This window comes from Deinococcus soli (ex Cha et al. 2016) (genome assembly GCF_001007995.1).
GTDB lineage: Bacteria > Deinococcota > Deinococci > Deinococcales > Deinococcaceae > Deinococcus > Deinococcus soli.
In genome coordinates, this window is sequence record NZ_CP011389.1 from 752,502 (window position 1) to 767,763 (window position 15,262).

A 15,262-nucleotide genomic window follows, 5' to 3' on the forward strand; every position below is an offset into this window, starting at 1 on the left:
ATGAGGCGGCGCGGCGGGACAGGCGGCCTGAGCGTGTGCCGCTAGACTGCCGGGCATGACGAGTGCTTCCCCCTCCCTGACCGTGGCGTTCCTGGCGGGGCTGGTGTCGTTCCTGAGTCCGTGCGTGCTGCCGCTGGTGCCCAGTTACCTGGGTGTGCTGGGCGGTGAGCGGCAGCCGTGGTCGCGGGCGCTGGGGTTCATCCTGGGGTTCGGGCTGGTGTTCATCGCGTTGGGCGCGACGGCCAGCAGCCTGGGCGCGCTGATCGCGCCGCACAAGGCGCTGCTGGGACAGGTGTCGGCGGCGCTGATCATCTTCTTCGGGCTGGTGATGCTGGGCCTGATCCGCCTGCCGTTCCTGATGCGGGACACGCGCGCCCTGGCCAACGCCGGAGGGTACGGGCCGGTGGCGCTGGGCGCGGCGTTCGCGTTCGGCTGGAGTCCGTGCCTGGGCCCGACGCTGGGCAGCGTGCTGAGTCTTGCCGCGAGCAGCGCCAGCCTGGGCAGCGGCGTGACACTGCTCGCGGCGTACACGCTGGGACTGAGCGTGCCGTTCCTGCTGGCGGCGGCGCTGTGGCACCGCGTGAACCTGCGCCGCCTGAACCGCTTCGCGGGGGTGTTCGAGAAGGTCGGGGGCACGCTGCTGGTCGTGGTGGGAGTGATGATGCTGACCGGGCAGTTCACGCGGCTGGCGACGTTCTTCTTTGGCATCATGCCCGAGTGGCTGCGCCTGTGACGGAACCGGCGGCATTCGCGGTGCAACTGCGGGATGTGTGGCTGCGCCTGGGCCGCGAGGTGATCCTGCGGGGCGTGACGCTGGACGTCCCCGCCGGGCAGGGCGTGACGCTGCTGGGTGAGAACGGCGCCGGGAAGACCACGCTCCTGCGCCTGCTGAGTGCCGGACTGCGGCCCACGCGCGGCGAGGGGCGGGTGCTGGGCTTCGACCTGCGCGACAGCCGCGGCGTGCGCGACGCCATTCACCTCATGCCGGTGGACGGCGGGCTGTACCCGGACCTGACGGCAGCGGAGAACCTGGCGTTCGCGCTGCGCATGCACGCGCGGACCGGGGACGTGCCGGGCGCGCTGCGCCGCGTAGGGCTGGAGGGCGCGGCCACCCGGCGGGCGCGGTTCCTGTCGGCGGGAATGCGTAAGCGGCTGGCGCTGGCCCGCGCGCACCTGCTGGCCCGCCCGGTGACGCTGGTGGACGAACCCTTCGCGAACCTCGACGACGCGGGGCGGGCGCTGGTGCAGGAGCTGCTGCTGGAGTTGCGCGGGCAGGGCTGCTCGCTGCTGATCGCCGCGCACGAGCCTGCGCTGGCGCAGGTGGTCGCGCCGCGCACGCTGCGCCTGGCGGGCGGCCTGCTGCACGAGGAGGTGCCCGCGTGAAGGGCGCGCTGAGGCAGGCCCTGACGGTCGCCGCGAAGGACCTGCGCGTGGCGGGCCGCACGCGCGACACGCTGCTCGCCACGGCGTTCTTCGCGGGGATCGTGCTGCTGGTGCTGGGCTTCGCCCTGAGCGGCGGCGTGGTGTCCCGCGACGCCCGTCTGAGCGCGCCACTGGCCGCCGGGGCGATCTGGACGGCGCTGGCCCTCGCGGCGGCGGTGGGCGCGCAGCGGGCTTTCGCGCAGGAGCAGGAGGCGGGCGCGCTGGACCAGCTCCTGGCGTACCCCGGGCCGCACGGGGCGCTGTACCTGGGCAAGCTGCTGGGTGTGCTGCCGCCCCTGCTGCTGGTCGCGGCGGTGACCGTCCCGACCGGACTGGTGCTGTTCGGCGCGTCCGAGGCGGTCACGGCGGCGGGCCGCGCCCTGCCGTGGGCGGCGCTGGCGCTGACGACCGCACTGGGCGTGCTGGGCTTCGCGGCCGCCACGACCTTCTACGGCAGCATCACCGTGAACCTCCGCGCGCGCGAGGCGCTGCTGCCCGCCCTGGCCTTCCCCATCCTGGTCCCGGCGGTCCTGGCGACCGTGCAGGCCACCCGCCTGCTGCTGGAGGGCGGCTGGAGTCCCGAGGTCGGCACCTGGCTGACCTTCCTGACCGCCTTCGACCTGGGCACGGTCATCCTGGCGACCCTGCTGTTCCCGGCGGCCGTCGAGGGCTGAGCCGACGCCCCTAGCTGTAATGGCCCGGCAGCTGTTTCAGGGTGGCCCACTGCGCCTGATCGTGCCCGAAGATCACCAGCTGGACCTGTTCCCGGCCGGTGATCGCCAGCAGTTTATGGAGGCCCGGGAGGGCGCGGTCACCGTCGGGCAGGCTGCCCTGGGGTGGGTCGGGGGTGAATCCGGCGGCGAACGGGACGGCGTCCACGGTCAGCAGCACCGGACCGGTCTGCGGCAGGTGAAGGAGGACCGATTGGTGGCCGGTTACGTGGCCGCTCGTTTCGATCAGGTCCAGGCCAGGGAGCAGGGTGGTGTCGCCGTCCACGGGGTCCAGTCGTCCGGTGGGCTGGTCCCACTGGTCGCGCAGCGGGGCGAAGCGCGGGTTGGTCGCGGCGTCCTCGTGGTGGGCGCGCTGCACGACGTACCGGGCGTTCGGGAAGGCGGCGTGCCGTCCGGCGTGGTCGATGTCGTAGTGCGTGGAGATCACCGTGTCGATGTCTGGCGGGGTCAGCCCGATGCGCGCGAGCTGCTGCACGACGTCCTGCCCGTTCCGGAAGTCGGCAGCGTCCTCTGGAAGGTGTTCGGGCAGGCCCGTGTCGATCAGGATGTTGCGCCCGTCGGTGGTCTGCACGAGGTAGCACACGATGGGAATGTCGTAGTCGGGCATGGAGCCGACCTGCATGAGGTACAGGCGCTGGACAGTGGTGTCGTTCATGGACCGCTCCGGGAGGGCCTTCAGGGGGTGGTGAGCAGCGCGGCCTGGCCGTCGTGGTCGCCGGTGGTCTCCTGGGGGGTGTCGAGGCGGTTGCCGAGGTCCACGTTCGCGGCGCGGCGGTACAGGCCGGTGGCGCTCAGGCGCGCGGCGAGGTCCTCGCGGGTGGCGGTGAAGCTGTTGTAGGTGTGGCCGGGTCTGGGGAGCCAGCGCATGTCCTCCAGGCTGAAGGCGGCGCTGAACAGGTAGCTGCCCTGCACGGGGGCGGGGCCAAACACGCGGCCGTGGTGGTTGCTGACGTACCAGGGGCCGTCACTGAACGCCAGGCCCTTCCCGGTGGGGGGCAGTTGCGGGTACAGGCGCCCCGCGAGCTGGCCGCTGTAGCCGTCGCTGTGCATGTTCTTCGGGCCGTACCCGGCGGCGGTCATGGCGGCGTTCAGGCGGGCGGTGGCGGCCTCGGGCGTGGTGGAGGTCCGGTCGAGGATCAGGACGTTGATGGGTTCGCGCAGGGTGCGTCCACCGACCCGCTCGCCCAGCCAGGTGGCGGGCTCCAGGGTCTTGGTGATCATCCAGCGGCCCACGGGGCCCAGGTCCGGCAGGGTCACGGTGTCCCCTGGGCCGGGGCGGTACGTGGCGGGGTCGGGCAGGGGGGCGGTCTGGGCGGGGGCGCAGGCGGGCAGCAGGGCGCTCAGCGCGAGCAGCGCGGCAGGCAGGATTCTTGGCATGGGTGCGTGCAGGATAGCGTGGCGGGGACACTCGCACTTGCCGGTTCAGGGCGCGGGGCACGATGCTGCGGGCCGGAATTGATCGCTGCGCGGCTGGCCTCACGGTTCCCCGCCCGGCGTTGACGGCACAATAGGAGCGATATGAAAAGAGACGTCACGACGACCGTGCTGGGCGCGGCCAGCCTCCTGGGCCTGGCGGTGGTGCTGGGCCTGAGCCTGACCTCTCCGCTGGACGTGAATCAGGGATCGCTGGTGCGGCTGATGTTCGTGCATGTGCCCGAGGCGTGGCTGAGTTACCTCGCGTACGGCGGCACGGGTCTGTTCGGGCTGCTGTACCTGATCCAGCGCCGCCGTCACTGGGACCGGCTGGCGATGGCCAGCGGCGAGATCGGGCTGCTGTTCACGCTGGCGACCATCGTGGGCGGGATGCTGTGGGCCAAGCCGACCTGGGGGACGTACTGGGTGTGGGACGCCCGGCTGACGACCACGGCGCTGAGTCTGGTGGTGTACGGCGGGTACCTGCTGATCCGGTCGCTGATCGACGATCCGGAGCGCCGGGCGCGCGTGTCGGCGGTGGTGGGGATCGTGGGGACGCTGTACGTGCCCGTGAACTACATGGCGGTGGAGTGGTGGCGCGGCGTGCACCAGACGCAGACGCTGAAGCTGCTGGGGGGCGTGCGCTGGGACGCCGCGCCGGTCTACCTGCCGACGCTGCTGCTCAGCGTGGCGTCGTTCACGGTGCTGTACTTCTTCCTGCTGCGCCTGCGCGGCATCCTGGCGGCCCGTGAGGAGGCGCGTGAGGAACGCGAACTGACCGGCGTGACCGGCCGGGTGGAGGTGGCCCGTGGATAAGTACTTCTGGTACGTCCTGTTCTCGTACCTGGCGACGTTCAGCGTGCTGATCGGGTATCTGGTGTGGATGTGGGTGCGGCTGCGGGCCGTGCGTGGCGAGGACGCCAGCGAGGCCCCCCGTTGAGTGCGCCTGGCCCTGATGCCCCCACGCCCCTGACTCCGCTGCCGCGGGCGCGGCGGCGCAGGCGCAGCCCGCTGCCGGTGGTGCTGGGCGTGGCGGCCCTGGTGGGCCTGACAGCCACCATCGCCTTCGGGAACCTGAACAGATCGCTGGAGTACTTCGTGACGCCCAGCGAGTACCAGCAGCAGCAGGCGCAGCTGCAGGGCCGCCCGGTGCGGATCGGGGGGCTGGTGAAGGCCGTGCAGTATGAACCCCAGACGCTGGACCTGCGCTTCACGGTCACGGACGGCAGCGTCAGCTACCCGGTGCAGTACCGGGGCGCGGTGACGGACCTGTTCAAGGAGGACCAGGGGGTCGTGGTGCGCGGCGAGTTCCAGGGGAACACGTTCCACGCAACCGATCTCGTGGTGAAGCACAGCGAGGAATACAACGTCCCGAAGACGCAGGCCGAGCTGAAGGACATGATCAAGTCGGCCGACTGAGGCCGGGGGTGGACCGCGCCCGCGCGGCGCGGTGGGAGTGAATGTGCTGAACCTGATCTCATGGACGTCCAGTGCGTCCGGCGCGCTGGGGCAGCTGAGCCTGCTGGGCGCGCTGCTGTTCAGCGTCGCCGGGCTGCTGCTGGCGCTGCTGGGCGGCGCGCGGCGTGACCCGCGCGTCACGGAGGCCGCGCGCCGGGCCACCTGGGCGGTCTTCGCACTCGTCAGCGTAGGTACGCTGGTGCTGCTCGCGGCGCTGCTGCGGGACGATTTCACGGTGCGCTTCGTCGCGGAGCACTCCATGCGCGCCTCGCCGACCTGGGTGAAGGTCACGGGCCTGTGGGGCGCGCTGGAGGGCAGCATCCTGCTGTGGGCGTGGCTGCTGGCCGGGTACGCGTTCATCCTGAGCGTCACGCTGCGCCGCGACGCGCTGCGGCCCTGGGCGCTGGCGGCGATGTTCGCCAGTCTGGTGTTCTTCGTGGGCGTGTGCGCCACGGTCGCCTCGCCGTTCACGCCGGTGGCGACGCTGGTCGCCGATGGGCGCGGCCCGAACCCGGCGCTGCAGAACCACTGGATGATGGCGGTGCACCCGGTGCTGCTGTACCTGGGGTTCGTGGGCCTGAGCGTGCCGTTCGCGTACGCTGTCGCGGCGCTCGTGACCGGTCGCCTGTCGGACCACTGGGTGGTGGTCACGCGCCGCTGGACACTGGTCGCGTGGGCACTGCTGACGGCGGCGATCGTGGCGGGCGGCTGGTGGAGTTACGAGACGCTCGGCTGGGGCGGTTACTGGGCGTGGGACCCCGTGGAGAACGCCAGCTTCATTCCGTGGCTGCTGACCACGGCGTTCCTGCATTCCATCCAGATTCAGGAACGGCGGGGGCTGATGCGCTCGTGGAACGTGTGGCTGATCGTGCTGGCGTACGCGAGCACCGTGCTGGGCACCTTCCTGAACCGCAGCGGCATCGTGCAGAGCGTGCACGCTTTCGCGGGCGGCCCGGTGGGCCCAGTGTTCCTGGGGTTCCTGGCGTTCCTGCTGCTGGCCGGGACGCTGCTGGCCGCGTGGCGCGCGCCGCACCTGCGCGACGACAACGACCCGCCCGCCGCGCTGAGCCGCGAGGGCGCGTTCCTGGCCGGGAACTGGCTGTTCGTGGTGTTCGCGGTGATGGTGCTGGTGGGGACGCTGTTCCCCACCATCGTGGAGGCCGTGCAGGGCCGCCGGGACGCCAGCGTGGGCCCGGCGTTCTACAACGCGTTCGCCATTCCGCTGGGTCTGGGCCTGCTGCTGCTGATGGGTGTGGGGCCGCTGCTGCCCTGGCGCCGCGCGGACGGGCAGGGCCTGTGGCGGGCGCTGCGGCCCCTGCTGATCGCGGGGGTGGGCGCGGCGCTGCTGGCGCTGGCGCTGGGCGTGCGGCACCCCGGCGTGCTGGCGACGGTCGCCCTGAGCGCGTACAACCTGCTGGGCCTGGGCCTGCTGACCGCCCGCGCGGCCCGGCAGGCGGGTGGGCTGGGCCGCACCCTGCGTGCGCAGCCGCGCCGCTACGGGGCGTACCTGTCTCACGCGGGCCTGATCGTGCTGGCGCTGGGGCTGGCGTTCAGCGGCACGTACCGCCGAGACGCGCAGGTCACGCTGAACATGAACCAGCGTGTTCACCTGCTGAACGAGGACCTGACCCTGACCGGCCTGGAGAACGTCACCCGGCCCGACGGGCGGTCCATCGTGGCGCGCGTGCTGATCGACGGTCGGCCCTTCAGCGCCCGCCTGAACACGTACACGCAGGGAGGCGACACGCCCTTCCCCTCCCCGGCGGTGCGCTACGGCCTGACCGGTGACACGTACCTCGTGATGACCGGCGTGGACCCGGAGGGTCAGTGGGCCAGCGTGCGCCTGATCGAGTCGCCGCTGGTGTCGTGGATCTGGTGGGGCACGCTGCTCGTGTGCGTGGGGGCCGCGTTCACGCTCGTCACGCCGCGACGCGCGCCTCAGGCCGCCCCCGCGCGAATGGCGCCCGCCACCGACTGAGCCCCTCCTCCATTTCCTGCCTGACCTTCCCGGAGCTGTGATGACCGAATCCACCCCCTCTGCCCCGAAGTCCCCTGCCCCCCAGACGCCCGTGCCCCGCGCGCCGCTGTGGCGCCGCCTGCTGCCCCCGGCCATCGCGTTCGCGCTGGTCGCCGTGCTGGCGGTCGCTCTGCGCACCCCGGCCAGCAACGACCAGACCGGCGGGCCGCTGGTCGGCAAACCCGCCCCGGCGTTCACGCTGACCAGCCTGGACGACACGCCGCTGTCCCTGGCGAGCCTCAGGGGCCGACCCGTCGTCGTGAACTTCTGGGCGTCCTGGTGCGGTCCGTGCCGCGAGGAAGCGCCGATGTTCCGCGAGTTGAGTGCCCGCCAGAGCGGCGGGGACGGACTGGCGGTCGTGGGCATCCTGTTCAACGAGACGAACGAGGGCAGCGCCCGGCAGTTCATTCAGGAGTACGCGCTGGCGTACCCGAACCTGCGCGACCCCGGCATCAACACGGGCCTGGAGTACGGCGTGAGCGGCATTCCCGAGACGGTCTTCATCGACCGTGACGGCGTGGTGCAGCACATGGACCGCGGCGGCCTGACCCGCGAGCGCCTGAACGTGGGCCTGGAGAAGATCGGCGTGCCCGGCCTATGACGCGCGCGCTGCTGCTCACGGGCGCGCTGCTGGGCGCAACCGTCACGCTTGCCCAGACGGCGCCCACGGCGTCCCTGACCCCGGCGCAGGAGGCGCGGGCCCTTGCGATCGAGAAGAACCTGCGCTGCCCGCTGTGCGACACCGGGGAGTCCATCGCGGATTCGCGCAGCACCATCTCGGGCAAGATGCGCGACTCGGTGCGTGAACAGGTCGCGGCCGGAAAGGGCGACACGGACATCTACGTGTACTTCTCGCAGCGGTACGGGAATTTCGTGCTGCTCGACCCGCCCAAGTCGGGCCGGAACCTGCTGCTGTGGGGCGCGCCCCTGGCGGCGCTGGCAGTCGGCGGGGGGGTGCTGTGGGCGTTCCTGCGCCGCAGCCGCCCCGCGGCGACCCTGCCGGACGAGCCGCTGAACGACGCGGGCGGGTTCGACCCGTACCTCGCGCAGGTGCAGCGCGACACCCGCCGGGGCGGGGACTCATGACGGGCGCGGCGCTGCTGAACGTGCTGCTGCTGGCGCTCGTGGCGCTGGCGTGCGTGTGGCTGGTGACCGAGCCGCTGCGGGCGCGCACGCCGGACGATCCGGACGAGGCGGAACGCGCGCGCCTGGGGGCCGAACGGGACCGGCTGTACGCGGAACTCGCGGCCCTGAGCGACGAGTCCCGCCGCCCGGACCTGGAGCGGCGCGCGGCGCTCGCCCTGCGTGGGCTGGACGCCCTGCCGCCCGCCCCGCAGGGCCGCTCCGGCACCCGCACGCTGGCGCTGGGGCTGCTGGGCGGCGCGGCGCTGCTGACCGCAGTGGGCGCCGTGACGTTCGTGCCCCGCTGGCAGCTGGCCAGCCTGAGTGCGAACGAGGCTGAAAACGTGCAGGCCGTCCTGAAACTCCCGGGCCTGAAGGCGCAGGCGGAACGCAGCGGCACGAAGGAAGCGTACCTGGCCTGGGGCAAGGCGGCCTTCGATTCGAACACCTTCGATCAGGCGGTCACGGCCTACGGCAACGCCCTGAAACTCGACCCGCGTCAGCCGGAGGCGCTGCGCCGCCTGGGCATCCTGCTCCTGACGCGCGGCGAGCAGACCGGGCAGGCCATCAGCGCCGAGGACGCCCAGCGGGCCGCGCTGCTGATCCGCACCGGGGCGCAGCTGGCCCCGCAGGAGCCCGAATCGCAGCTGCTGCTGGGCTTCGCCCTGGCCCGGTTCGGCGAGGATCAGGCGGCGCTGGCGGCGCTGGAACGCTACCGCACGCTGGACCCGAAGGGCCGCGACGCGGACGACCTGATCACGGCGCTGCGCGCCCGCCTGAACACCAGTGACCCGGGCCTGCGCGTGTACGCCGCGAGCTGCGCGTCCTGCCACGGGCCGGGCGGGGGCGGCGGCACCGGACCCAGCCTGCGGGCGTCCACCCTGACCCGCGCGGCGCTGGCGCAGGTGATCACGCAGGGCAAGGGCGCCATGCCCGCCTACCCGGACCTGAAACCCGCCGACCTGGACGCGCTGCTGACGCTGCTGGAAGGCTGGCAGCAGGAGGGCCGGTGAGCGACCCCGCAACCCCTCCCCCACGGGCGCGCCGCGTGACGCGCCGGGCGCTGCTGGAACGCTGGTGGCTGCTCCCGGTCGCCGGAACCGTCGGCACTTTCGGCTACATGGGCTGGTACGCGACCCGCGTGACGCTGGGCAAACGCACGCCCGGCGAGCCCGCCTTCGGGGCCGCGCCGCCGCAGCGCGTGGCGACCCTGGCCGACCTGGGCACCGACTGGGCCGAGGTGACCTTCACGTACGCCGGGCGGCCCTGCACGCTGCTGCGCCTCCCCGCCGCCACTCGGGGGTCGCTGGCGGTGCCGGGGGGGCACCTGGCGGGCTTCTCGCGGGTGTGCACGCACCTGGGCTGCAACGTGAACCTCGTGCGGGACGCCGAGGTGCTGGCCTTCGCGTTCAACTACCGCGCGCCGGGCGGGCAGGAGCACCCGCAGCTGGGCTGCCGCTGTCACTACTCGGTGTTCGATCCCCTGAAGGCCGGTGAGGCGGTGTTCGGCAAGGCCCTCGCGCCGCTGCCCCGCGTGCGGCTGGAACGGCGCGGCGCGGACGTCTGGGCCACCGGGATCGAACCCGCACCCGAGTACACCGGATAATGCGCGGCATGACCGGACCGCTGACGTTCACGCAGGGTGACCTCCCGGCCGCCGCCGGGGTCGTAGCAGCCACGGCGCGGCATCAGGAGGCGCTGGGCCGGACCCTCTGGCCGCCCGAGAGCGTCACGCCCGAGCGGCTGGCGCGGCACTACCCGGCCCCGAGCTGGCACGTCGCGTGGCGGGAGGGCCGAGCGGTCGGCGCGTTCAGTCTGCTCGACGCGGACCCGCCCTTCTGGCCGGACGACCCGCCCGGCGAGGCGCTGTACCTGCACAAACTCGCCGTTCACCCCACCTGCCAGGGGCAGGGGCTGGCGCACACACTCCTGGAGCACGCTGTTCAGGTCACGCGCGAGTCGGGGCGGCCCTGGCTGAAGCTGGATACTGCCGCCAGCCGCCCCGCCCTGCGCCGCCTGTACGAGACCTTCGGCTTCGAGCCGGTGGACGAACGGGAGGTCTCCGGCTTTCGGGTGGTGCGCTACCGCCTGCCGGTGAACCGGGCCTGACGGGCCCAACAGTCTGGCGGGTCCGGACCTGCGACTCCCCCCCGGAAGTGGTCCGAACCCCGCCTGATCACAGGGTGCCACCCGGGGCATGATCACGGCATGATCAGACCCGCGCGCTGCCCAGCCCACGCCCCTCCTCCCCCTGCCGGGCAGGTCAGACAGGCAGGCCGCAGCCCGGGAGTGGCCTCGTGACCACCACGGTAGGATGACAGGGTCATGTCCCTGCCCCAGAACGACCTGCCCCTGATTGTCAGCGCCGGTGAGGCCCTGACCGACCTCGTGACTGCTGGCGGGAACGCCTGGCACGCCCACCCGGGCGGGGCCGGATGGAACGTCGCGCGGGCCTGCGCGTCCCTGGGGGTGCCCAGCGCGTTCGCAGGCGCGGTCGGGCAGGACAATTTCGGGGATGACCTGCGGCGCGCCTCGCAGGACGCCGGGCTGGACCTGCGTTTCCTGCAACGCGTGCCTGCCCCCACCCTGCTGGCGGTCGTGTACTCCGCGAACCCACCCGCGTACCGGTTCCTGGGTGAGAACAGCGCCGACCTGCACTTCGACCCCACCCTGCTGCCAGACGGCTGGCTGCGCGCGGCCCGCTGGCTGCACGTGGGCGGCATCAGCCTGAGCCGCTGGCCGCTGGCAGACACCCTGCTGGGCCTGATCGAATCGGCCCGCGCGGCGGGCGTGCGCATCAGCTTCGACCCGAACGCCCGCATCACGCACCGCCACCCGGACTACCCGGCGGTGTTCGAGCAGGTGGCCCGCCGCGCCGACCTGATGAAGTTCAGTGACGAGGACCTCGCGTTCTTCTTCCCCGGTCAGTCCGAGGATGACGTCATGCGGCGCCTGCGCGGCCTGAACGCGAAGGCCCCGATCGTGATCACGCGCGGCGCGCAGGGCGCGAGCCTGTACCACAGTGCGGGCCGCGCCGACCTCCCGGCCGCGCCCGTACAGGTCGTAGACACCGTCGGCGCCGGGGACGCCCTGTGTGCCGGGCTGCTCGTCAGCGCCACCGAGCACGCAGGCGCCCTGTGGAGCGAGCACCTGCGCGTGGGTCTGCGGGCCGCCGCCGCCGCCTGCGCGCACGCCGGGGCGTACGCGCCCACCCGCGCGGACCTCGGCCTCGGCTGAGCCCGGACAGGAGGGCGGGGCCGCTGTCCAGCACGCGGCCCCGCCCTCCTGTCGTTCCCCGGTCACACCACGAGGTGCGCCTCGTCATGCTCGGCCATCATGCGCAGGAACGCCTCGACGTACTGCGGGTCGAACTGCCGCCCGGCCTGCAGGCGGATCTCGCTGACGGCCCGGTCGCGGGTCCAGGCGGGCTTGTACGGGCGGGCGTTCGTCAGGGCGTCGAACACGTCCACGATCGTGAACAGCCGCGCGGTGTCGGGAATGTTCTGCCCGCGCAGGCCACTGGGGTACCCGGTGCCGTCCCAGCGTTCGTGATGGTACCGCACGAGATCTAGGGTCTCGGCGGGCAGGAAGTGCAGGTCCTGAAGCATGTCGTACCCGATGGTGGTGTGCGTCTGGATCACGCGCCGCTCGTCGGGGTCCAGCGCGCCGCGTTTGTGCAGCACGGCGTCGGGGATGGCCAGTTTACCCAGGTCGTGCAGGTACGCGCCCCAGCGCAGCGCCTTGACCTGATCCTCGTCCCACCCCAGGCGCCGCGCGAGGCGCACGCTGAGGTTCACGACGCGGCTGGTGTGCCCGCCGGTGTCGTCGTCGCGGTGTTCGAGCGCGGCGCCCAGCGAGCGCAGGGTCAGGTCGTTCGCGTCGCGCAGGTCGCGGATGGCGTTCCACTGGCCCAGCTGCGCGCCCAGCAGCCGCGCGAAGGACGCCACGACGCTCTTCTCGGCATCATCGAACGGTTCTGTGGTGTTGCGGGTGATGATCAGCACGCCCAGGTGATTCGACGCGCGGCCGTACACCGGCGCGACGTGGTAGTGGCGCCGCTGGGGTTTTTTCAGCAGCGTCAGCGCCTCCTCAGCGACCCAGTGGTCCGCCTGGACGCTGCGGCTGTTGTTGTCGCTGGGATGGATGGGCCGCTCCAGGAACGGCTCGAAGGCCCCCTTAGCGGCCAGGATGTGCGGGGTGCCCTGCCGGTACGCGACGAACGCGAGGTTCGGGGCGACCTGCAGGCGGTCCAGAATGCCGATCCCGGCGCGGATGATCGCGTCGGCGTCGCGGGCGTCCGCGAGGCGCTCGCTGCCCGCGTGCAGCGCGGCGATGGTGTTGCGCTGCCACGCGAGCTGACGGGCGGTGACCTGCTCCCGCACGATCCGGAAGCCCAGCCCACCCAGCACGAGCAGCGCGGCGAGCAGGTCCAGGGGTTCCAGGCGCGGGCCGCGCAGGAGGAGGGAGATCAGGAAAGTTCCCGCAAACGCACCCAGGGGCAGCAGCCGGGTCAGGCCAGACGCGCCGACAGTGGCGGCGGCCATCAGCAGGGCGGCGCCAGCCATCAGGGCGGTGTGGTGCTGCCAGGCGGCGTAGCCCAGCAGGGCAGCAGCACCGATCAGCACCAGGGTGGACCAGATGGGCGAGCGGGGCACCAAGTCAGCATATCACCGGGATGAAGACCCGTTAACCATGAAACGCTCCCCCCTGATGCGGGGCATGGCAGGGCGGTCCCGCAGCGTGAGGACTTCTGACAGCCTAATTCAGAGGGAGTGAGTGACACCCCCTCCTCTTGTAAATAGAGCGGACTCGCAGAGCTGCGGAACAGAGCGAGGATCTGATGAACCAGCAGTGTTCAGTACCACCCTGGGACTAGCTGCACGCCCCACGGCTCTTCGTCCAACCGGTGTCTCTCGTACGGATGCTCACTGTTTCGTTCACCACCCGGAACTTCACCGATCTGCCCATGCCACGCCCGGAACCCCTTTCGCTGCTCCTCTGCGGGGCAGCTCTGCAAGTTGCGTCCAACTGGACTGAACGGTTGCGGTTGGGCGTCTGGATCAGGCAGGCTGCAGCTGGATCTGACGGTTGCGGGCGTCCACATGCACGACGTGCGGTTCCAGCGTGCGGGCTTCCTCGTCGCTGTAGTTGCCGTACGCGGCGATGATCACGAGGTCGCCGGGGTTCACGAGGTGCGCGGCGGCGCCGTTGATGCCGATCACGCCGCTGCCGCGCGGGCCGCTCAGGGCGTAGGTGCTCAGGCGGTTGCCGTTGGTGATGTTGTAGATGTCCACCCGTTCGTTCACGAGGATGTCCGCCGCGTCGAGCAGGTCCTGGTCGATGGTGATGCTCCCGACGTAGTCGAGGTCGGCCTGGGTGACGGTGGCGCGGTGAATCTTGGCCCTGAACATGATGCGTTCCACGACCGGCCATTGTACGCGGTGCCGCGTCGCGCACCGGGCGGCGGGACACGGTCGCGTGGCCGCGGGGCCTATTCGGGCAGGGTGCCGTCCACGAACACGGTCTTCTGGTCGGTGTAGTGCACCTGTCCGGCGGGCGCCCCGCGTGGTTTCCAGACGTGCTTGATGCGGGTGTAGTCCACGGGCACGTTGCTGCTGCCGCGCGCCTTGCTGTTCGCGGCGGCCAGCCGGGCGGCGTACAGGATGTCCGGCAGGTCCAGGTCGCGCCCGCCGCCGCGGACCAGCACGTGACTGCCGGGGTAGCCCTGCGCGTGGAACCACCAGTCCATGCTGCGGCCGACGCGGTGGGTCAGGGTGGCGTTCTCCTTGTTGTTGCGGCCCACCAGCGCCTCCAGGCCGCTTGGCGTGGTGAAGCGCGTGCCGTAGGGACTCTTCTCGGGCCGCTCCTGCTGCACGCGGGTGTTCAGGGCTTCGAGGTCGGGCAGGTCGGCGGTGTCGAGGGCCTGCACGCGGGCCTCGGCCTCGGCCAGTTCGGCCCGCAGGGTGTCCTCCCGCTCGGCGAGGCGCAGGTACACCTCCTCGCGGCGGCGGGCGCGGGCGTAGCGTTTCTCGGCGTTCTGCACGGCGCTCAGCTGCGGTTCGAGGCTGACCGGCTGCTCGCCGCTCCCGTCGAAGGCGGGCAGGGTGACGCTGCTGGCGCCGGTGGGCACGGTGTGCGCGTAGGCCATGAGCAGGTCGGCCTCCTGCCGGTCGCGGGCAGCATCGGTGAGGCCCGCCTCGGCGCGGGTGACGTCCGCGAGCTGGTTGCGCAGGAGGGTCACGCGCTTGTCGAGCGGTTCACGCAGGGCCTTGCGCAGCGTGGCGGCCTTCTCGCCCCGCGCGGCCTCGCGCGCGCCGTCCTGCAGGGCGCCCTCGCTGACGGTCGGGTCGGCCACCAGGGACTGCACGGCTGCCAGGACGCGCGGCCACGCCTCGCCGGGCACCTCGGCGGGGCCCAGGTCTGCCCGGCGCGCGAGTTCCGCCCCCAGCAGCGGCCCCATGCCGTCGAGCTGCTCGCGCCAGCGCCCGACGGGCATGTGCCGGAGGGTCTGCGACTGTTCGGACGTCAGGGTGCGCGGGTCGAGTTTCTCGTAGGGCGGCGGCGGCGTGTAGCGCCCCCCGGTGCGGATGGTGCGGAAGCGGTTGCGGCTCCCGGTGATCTCACGGGCGGCCATGACGATGCGGCCCTCGAAGCCCTCGCCCTCGTCCAGCACGAGGAGGTTGGCGTTGCGGCCTGTCACCTCGAACAGCAGGCGGGTGGGCGGCTGGTCCACGAACCCGGTCTCTCCCGCGAAGTGCAGGGTGATCACCCGGTCGAGTTTCAGCTGCTCGGCACGCAGCAGGTCACCCCGCACCCGCGCCGCCAGGAACCGCTGGAAGGGACTGCGGGGGTCGCCGCGCAGCCGTTCGCGCGACAGGTACACGACGGGCTGCGGGGGGCGGTACGCGAGCACCAGGTTCGTCTGCCCGCCCAGGCGCGGCCCGTCGAGGAGCAGCGCGGCGGTCGTCTCGTCCGGGAAGGCCCAGCCCAGGGTACGCAGGGGCAGCTGGCCGCTCAGGTCGCGCAGCACGCGCGCCAGCATCAGGCCTTCCACGGGCGGCCTCCGGGGGGTGGGGGGAACGTCATCCGGGCATGCTAG

Annotated in this window: 18 protein-coding genes; 13 read left to right on the forward strand and 5 right to left on the reverse strand. The window is 72.2% G+C overall.

All coding sequences use genetic code 11. From position 1 onward, the window contains the following. The first annotated feature begins 55 nt into the window (after nucleotides 1-55). Genes SY84_RS03690 through SY84_RS03700 form a run of 3 tightly spaced genes read left to right on the forward strand, consistent with a single transcriptional unit; the run spans nucleotide 56 to nucleotide 2,096 of the window. Nucleotides 56-733 carry a cytochrome c biogenesis CcdA family protein gene (locus tag SY84_RS03690; RefSeq protein ID WP_046842874.1) on the forward strand — a complete coding sequence of 226 codons (678 nt, stop codon included), beginning with the start codon at nucleotides 56-58 and terminating at the stop codon, nucleotides 731-733. Continuing rightward, nucleotides 718-1,383 (forward strand): ABC transporter ATP-binding protein, encoded by a 666-nt coding sequence (locus SY84_RS03695; RefSeq protein ID WP_046842875.1) that lies wholly within the window; start codon nucleotides 718-720, stop codon nucleotides 1,381-1,383. Before SY84_RS03690 ends, SY84_RS03695 begins: the two co-directional genes overlap by 16 nt. After that, nucleotides 1,380-2,096, forward strand: a complete 717-nt coding sequence (locus SY84_RS03700; RefSeq protein WP_245621400.1) for a heme exporter protein CcmB — start codon at nucleotides 1,380-1,382, stop codon at nucleotides 2,094-2,096. Before SY84_RS03695 ends, SY84_RS03700 begins: the two co-directional genes overlap by 4 nt. A 10-nt stretch (nucleotides 2,097-2,106) precedes the next feature. Here SY84_RS03700 and SY84_RS03705 read toward each other — a convergent pair whose 3' ends face one another. Both SY84_RS03705 and SY84_RS03710 read right to left on the reverse strand, forming a co-directional pair. Then, nucleotides 2,107-2,808 carry an N-acyl homoserine lactonase family protein gene (locus SY84_RS03705; RefSeq protein ID WP_046842876.1) on the reverse strand — a complete coding sequence of 234 codons (702 nt, stop codon included), beginning with the start codon at nucleotides 2,806-2,808 and terminating at the stop codon, nucleotides 2,107-2,109. Nucleotides 2,809-2,828: 20 nt separating this feature from the next. Next, a complete protein-coding gene (locus SY84_RS03710) occupies nucleotides 2,829-3,530 on the reverse strand; it encodes a hypothetical protein (RefSeq protein WP_046842877.1) in 702 nt (233 codons plus the stop codon). Between the two features lie 141 nt (nucleotides 3,531-3,671). Between SY84_RS03710 and ccsA the strand changes: the two genes are divergently transcribed. From ccsA to SY84_RS03755, 10 genes are all read left to right on the forward strand, one after another. Further along, nucleotides 3,672-4,382: a cytochrome c biogenesis protein CcsA gene (ccsA, locus tag SY84_RS03715; protein WP_046842878.1), complete on the forward strand. Its 711-nt coding sequence runs from the start codon at nucleotides 3,672-3,674 to the stop codon at nucleotides 4,380-4,382. After that, entirely contained in the window at nucleotides 4,375-4,506 is a 132-nt protein-coding gene (locus SY84_RS16980; protein WP_256444636.1) for a hypothetical protein, read from the forward strand. The genes ccsA and SY84_RS16980 overlap by 8 nt, the downstream gene beginning before the upstream one ends. After that, nucleotides 4,503-4,985 (forward strand): cytochrome c maturation protein CcmE, encoded by a 483-nt coding sequence (gene ccmE / locus SY84_RS03720; RefSeq protein WP_081424498.1) that lies wholly within the window; start codon nucleotides 4,503-4,505, stop codon nucleotides 4,983-4,985. The genes SY84_RS16980 and ccmE overlap by 4 nt, the downstream gene beginning before the upstream one ends. A 43-nt stretch (nucleotides 4,986-5,028) precedes the next feature. Beyond that, nucleotides 5,029-7,002 carry a heme lyase CcmF/NrfE family subunit gene (locus SY84_RS03725; protein WP_046842879.1) on the forward strand — a complete coding sequence of 658 codons (1,974 nt, stop codon included), beginning with the start codon at nucleotides 5,029-5,031 and terminating at the stop codon, nucleotides 7,000-7,002. Nucleotides 7,003-7,042: 40 nt separating this feature from the next. After that, nucleotides 7,043-7,642, forward strand: coding sequence for a TlpA family protein disulfide reductase (locus tag SY84_RS03730; RefSeq protein WP_046842880.1), 600 nt, complete (start codon nucleotides 7,043-7,045; stop codon nucleotides 7,640-7,642). Next, complete coding sequence (locus tag SY84_RS03735; protein ID WP_046842881.1) at nucleotides 7,639-8,127, forward strand: cytochrome c-type biogenesis protein; 489 nt, start codon at nucleotides 7,639-7,641, stop codon at nucleotides 8,125-8,127. Before SY84_RS03730 ends, SY84_RS03735 begins: the two co-directional genes overlap by 4 nt. After that, on the forward strand, nucleotides 8,124-9,176 hold the full coding sequence (locus tag SY84_RS03740; protein ID WP_046842882.1) for a c-type cytochrome: 1,053 nt from the start codon (nucleotides 8,124-8,126) through the stop codon (nucleotides 9,174-9,176). The genes SY84_RS03735 and SY84_RS03740 overlap by 4 nt, the downstream gene beginning before the upstream one ends. Next, nucleotides 9,173-9,769, forward strand: coding sequence for a Rieske 2Fe-2S domain-containing protein (locus tag SY84_RS03745; protein WP_046842883.1), 597 nt, complete (start codon nucleotides 9,173-9,175; stop codon nucleotides 9,767-9,769). The genes SY84_RS03740 and SY84_RS03745 overlap by 4 nt, the downstream gene beginning before the upstream one ends. An 8-nt stretch (nucleotides 9,770-9,777) precedes the next feature. Continuing rightward, nucleotides 9,778-10,272, forward strand: coding sequence for a GNAT family N-acetyltransferase (locus SY84_RS03750; RefSeq protein ID WP_046844918.1), 495 nt, complete (start codon nucleotides 9,778-9,780; stop codon nucleotides 10,270-10,272). Nucleotides 10,273-10,488: 216 nt separating this feature from the next. After that, nucleotides 10,489-11,400 (forward strand): carbohydrate kinase family protein, encoded by a 912-nt coding sequence (locus tag SY84_RS03755; protein WP_046842884.1) that lies wholly within the window; start codon nucleotides 10,489-10,491, stop codon nucleotides 11,398-11,400. Between the two features lie 62 nt (nucleotides 11,401-11,462). Here SY84_RS03755 and SY84_RS03760 read toward each other — a convergent pair whose 3' ends face one another. From SY84_RS03760 to SY84_RS03770, 3 genes are all read right to left on the reverse strand, one after another. Next, the gene (locus tag SY84_RS03760; protein WP_308420056.1) at nucleotides 11,463-12,818 is read right to left on the reverse strand and encodes an HD-GYP domain-containing protein; all 1,356 of its coding nucleotides are present in this window, start codon (nucleotides 12,816-12,818) and stop codon (nucleotides 11,463-11,465) included. A 405-nt stretch (nucleotides 12,819-13,223) separates the two neighbouring features. Then, nucleotides 13,224-13,586, reverse strand: a complete 363-nt coding sequence (panD, locus tag SY84_RS03765; protein ID WP_081424499.1) for an aspartate 1-decarboxylase — start codon at nucleotides 13,584-13,586, stop codon at nucleotides 13,224-13,226. 68 nt (nucleotides 13,587-13,654) lie between these two features. Further along, nucleotides 13,655-15,217 (reverse strand): Rqc2 family fibronectin-binding protein, encoded by a 1,563-nt coding sequence (locus SY84_RS03770; protein WP_046842885.1) that lies wholly within the window; start codon nucleotides 15,215-15,217, stop codon nucleotides 13,655-13,657. Nucleotides 15,218-15,262: the final 45 nt, after the last annotated feature.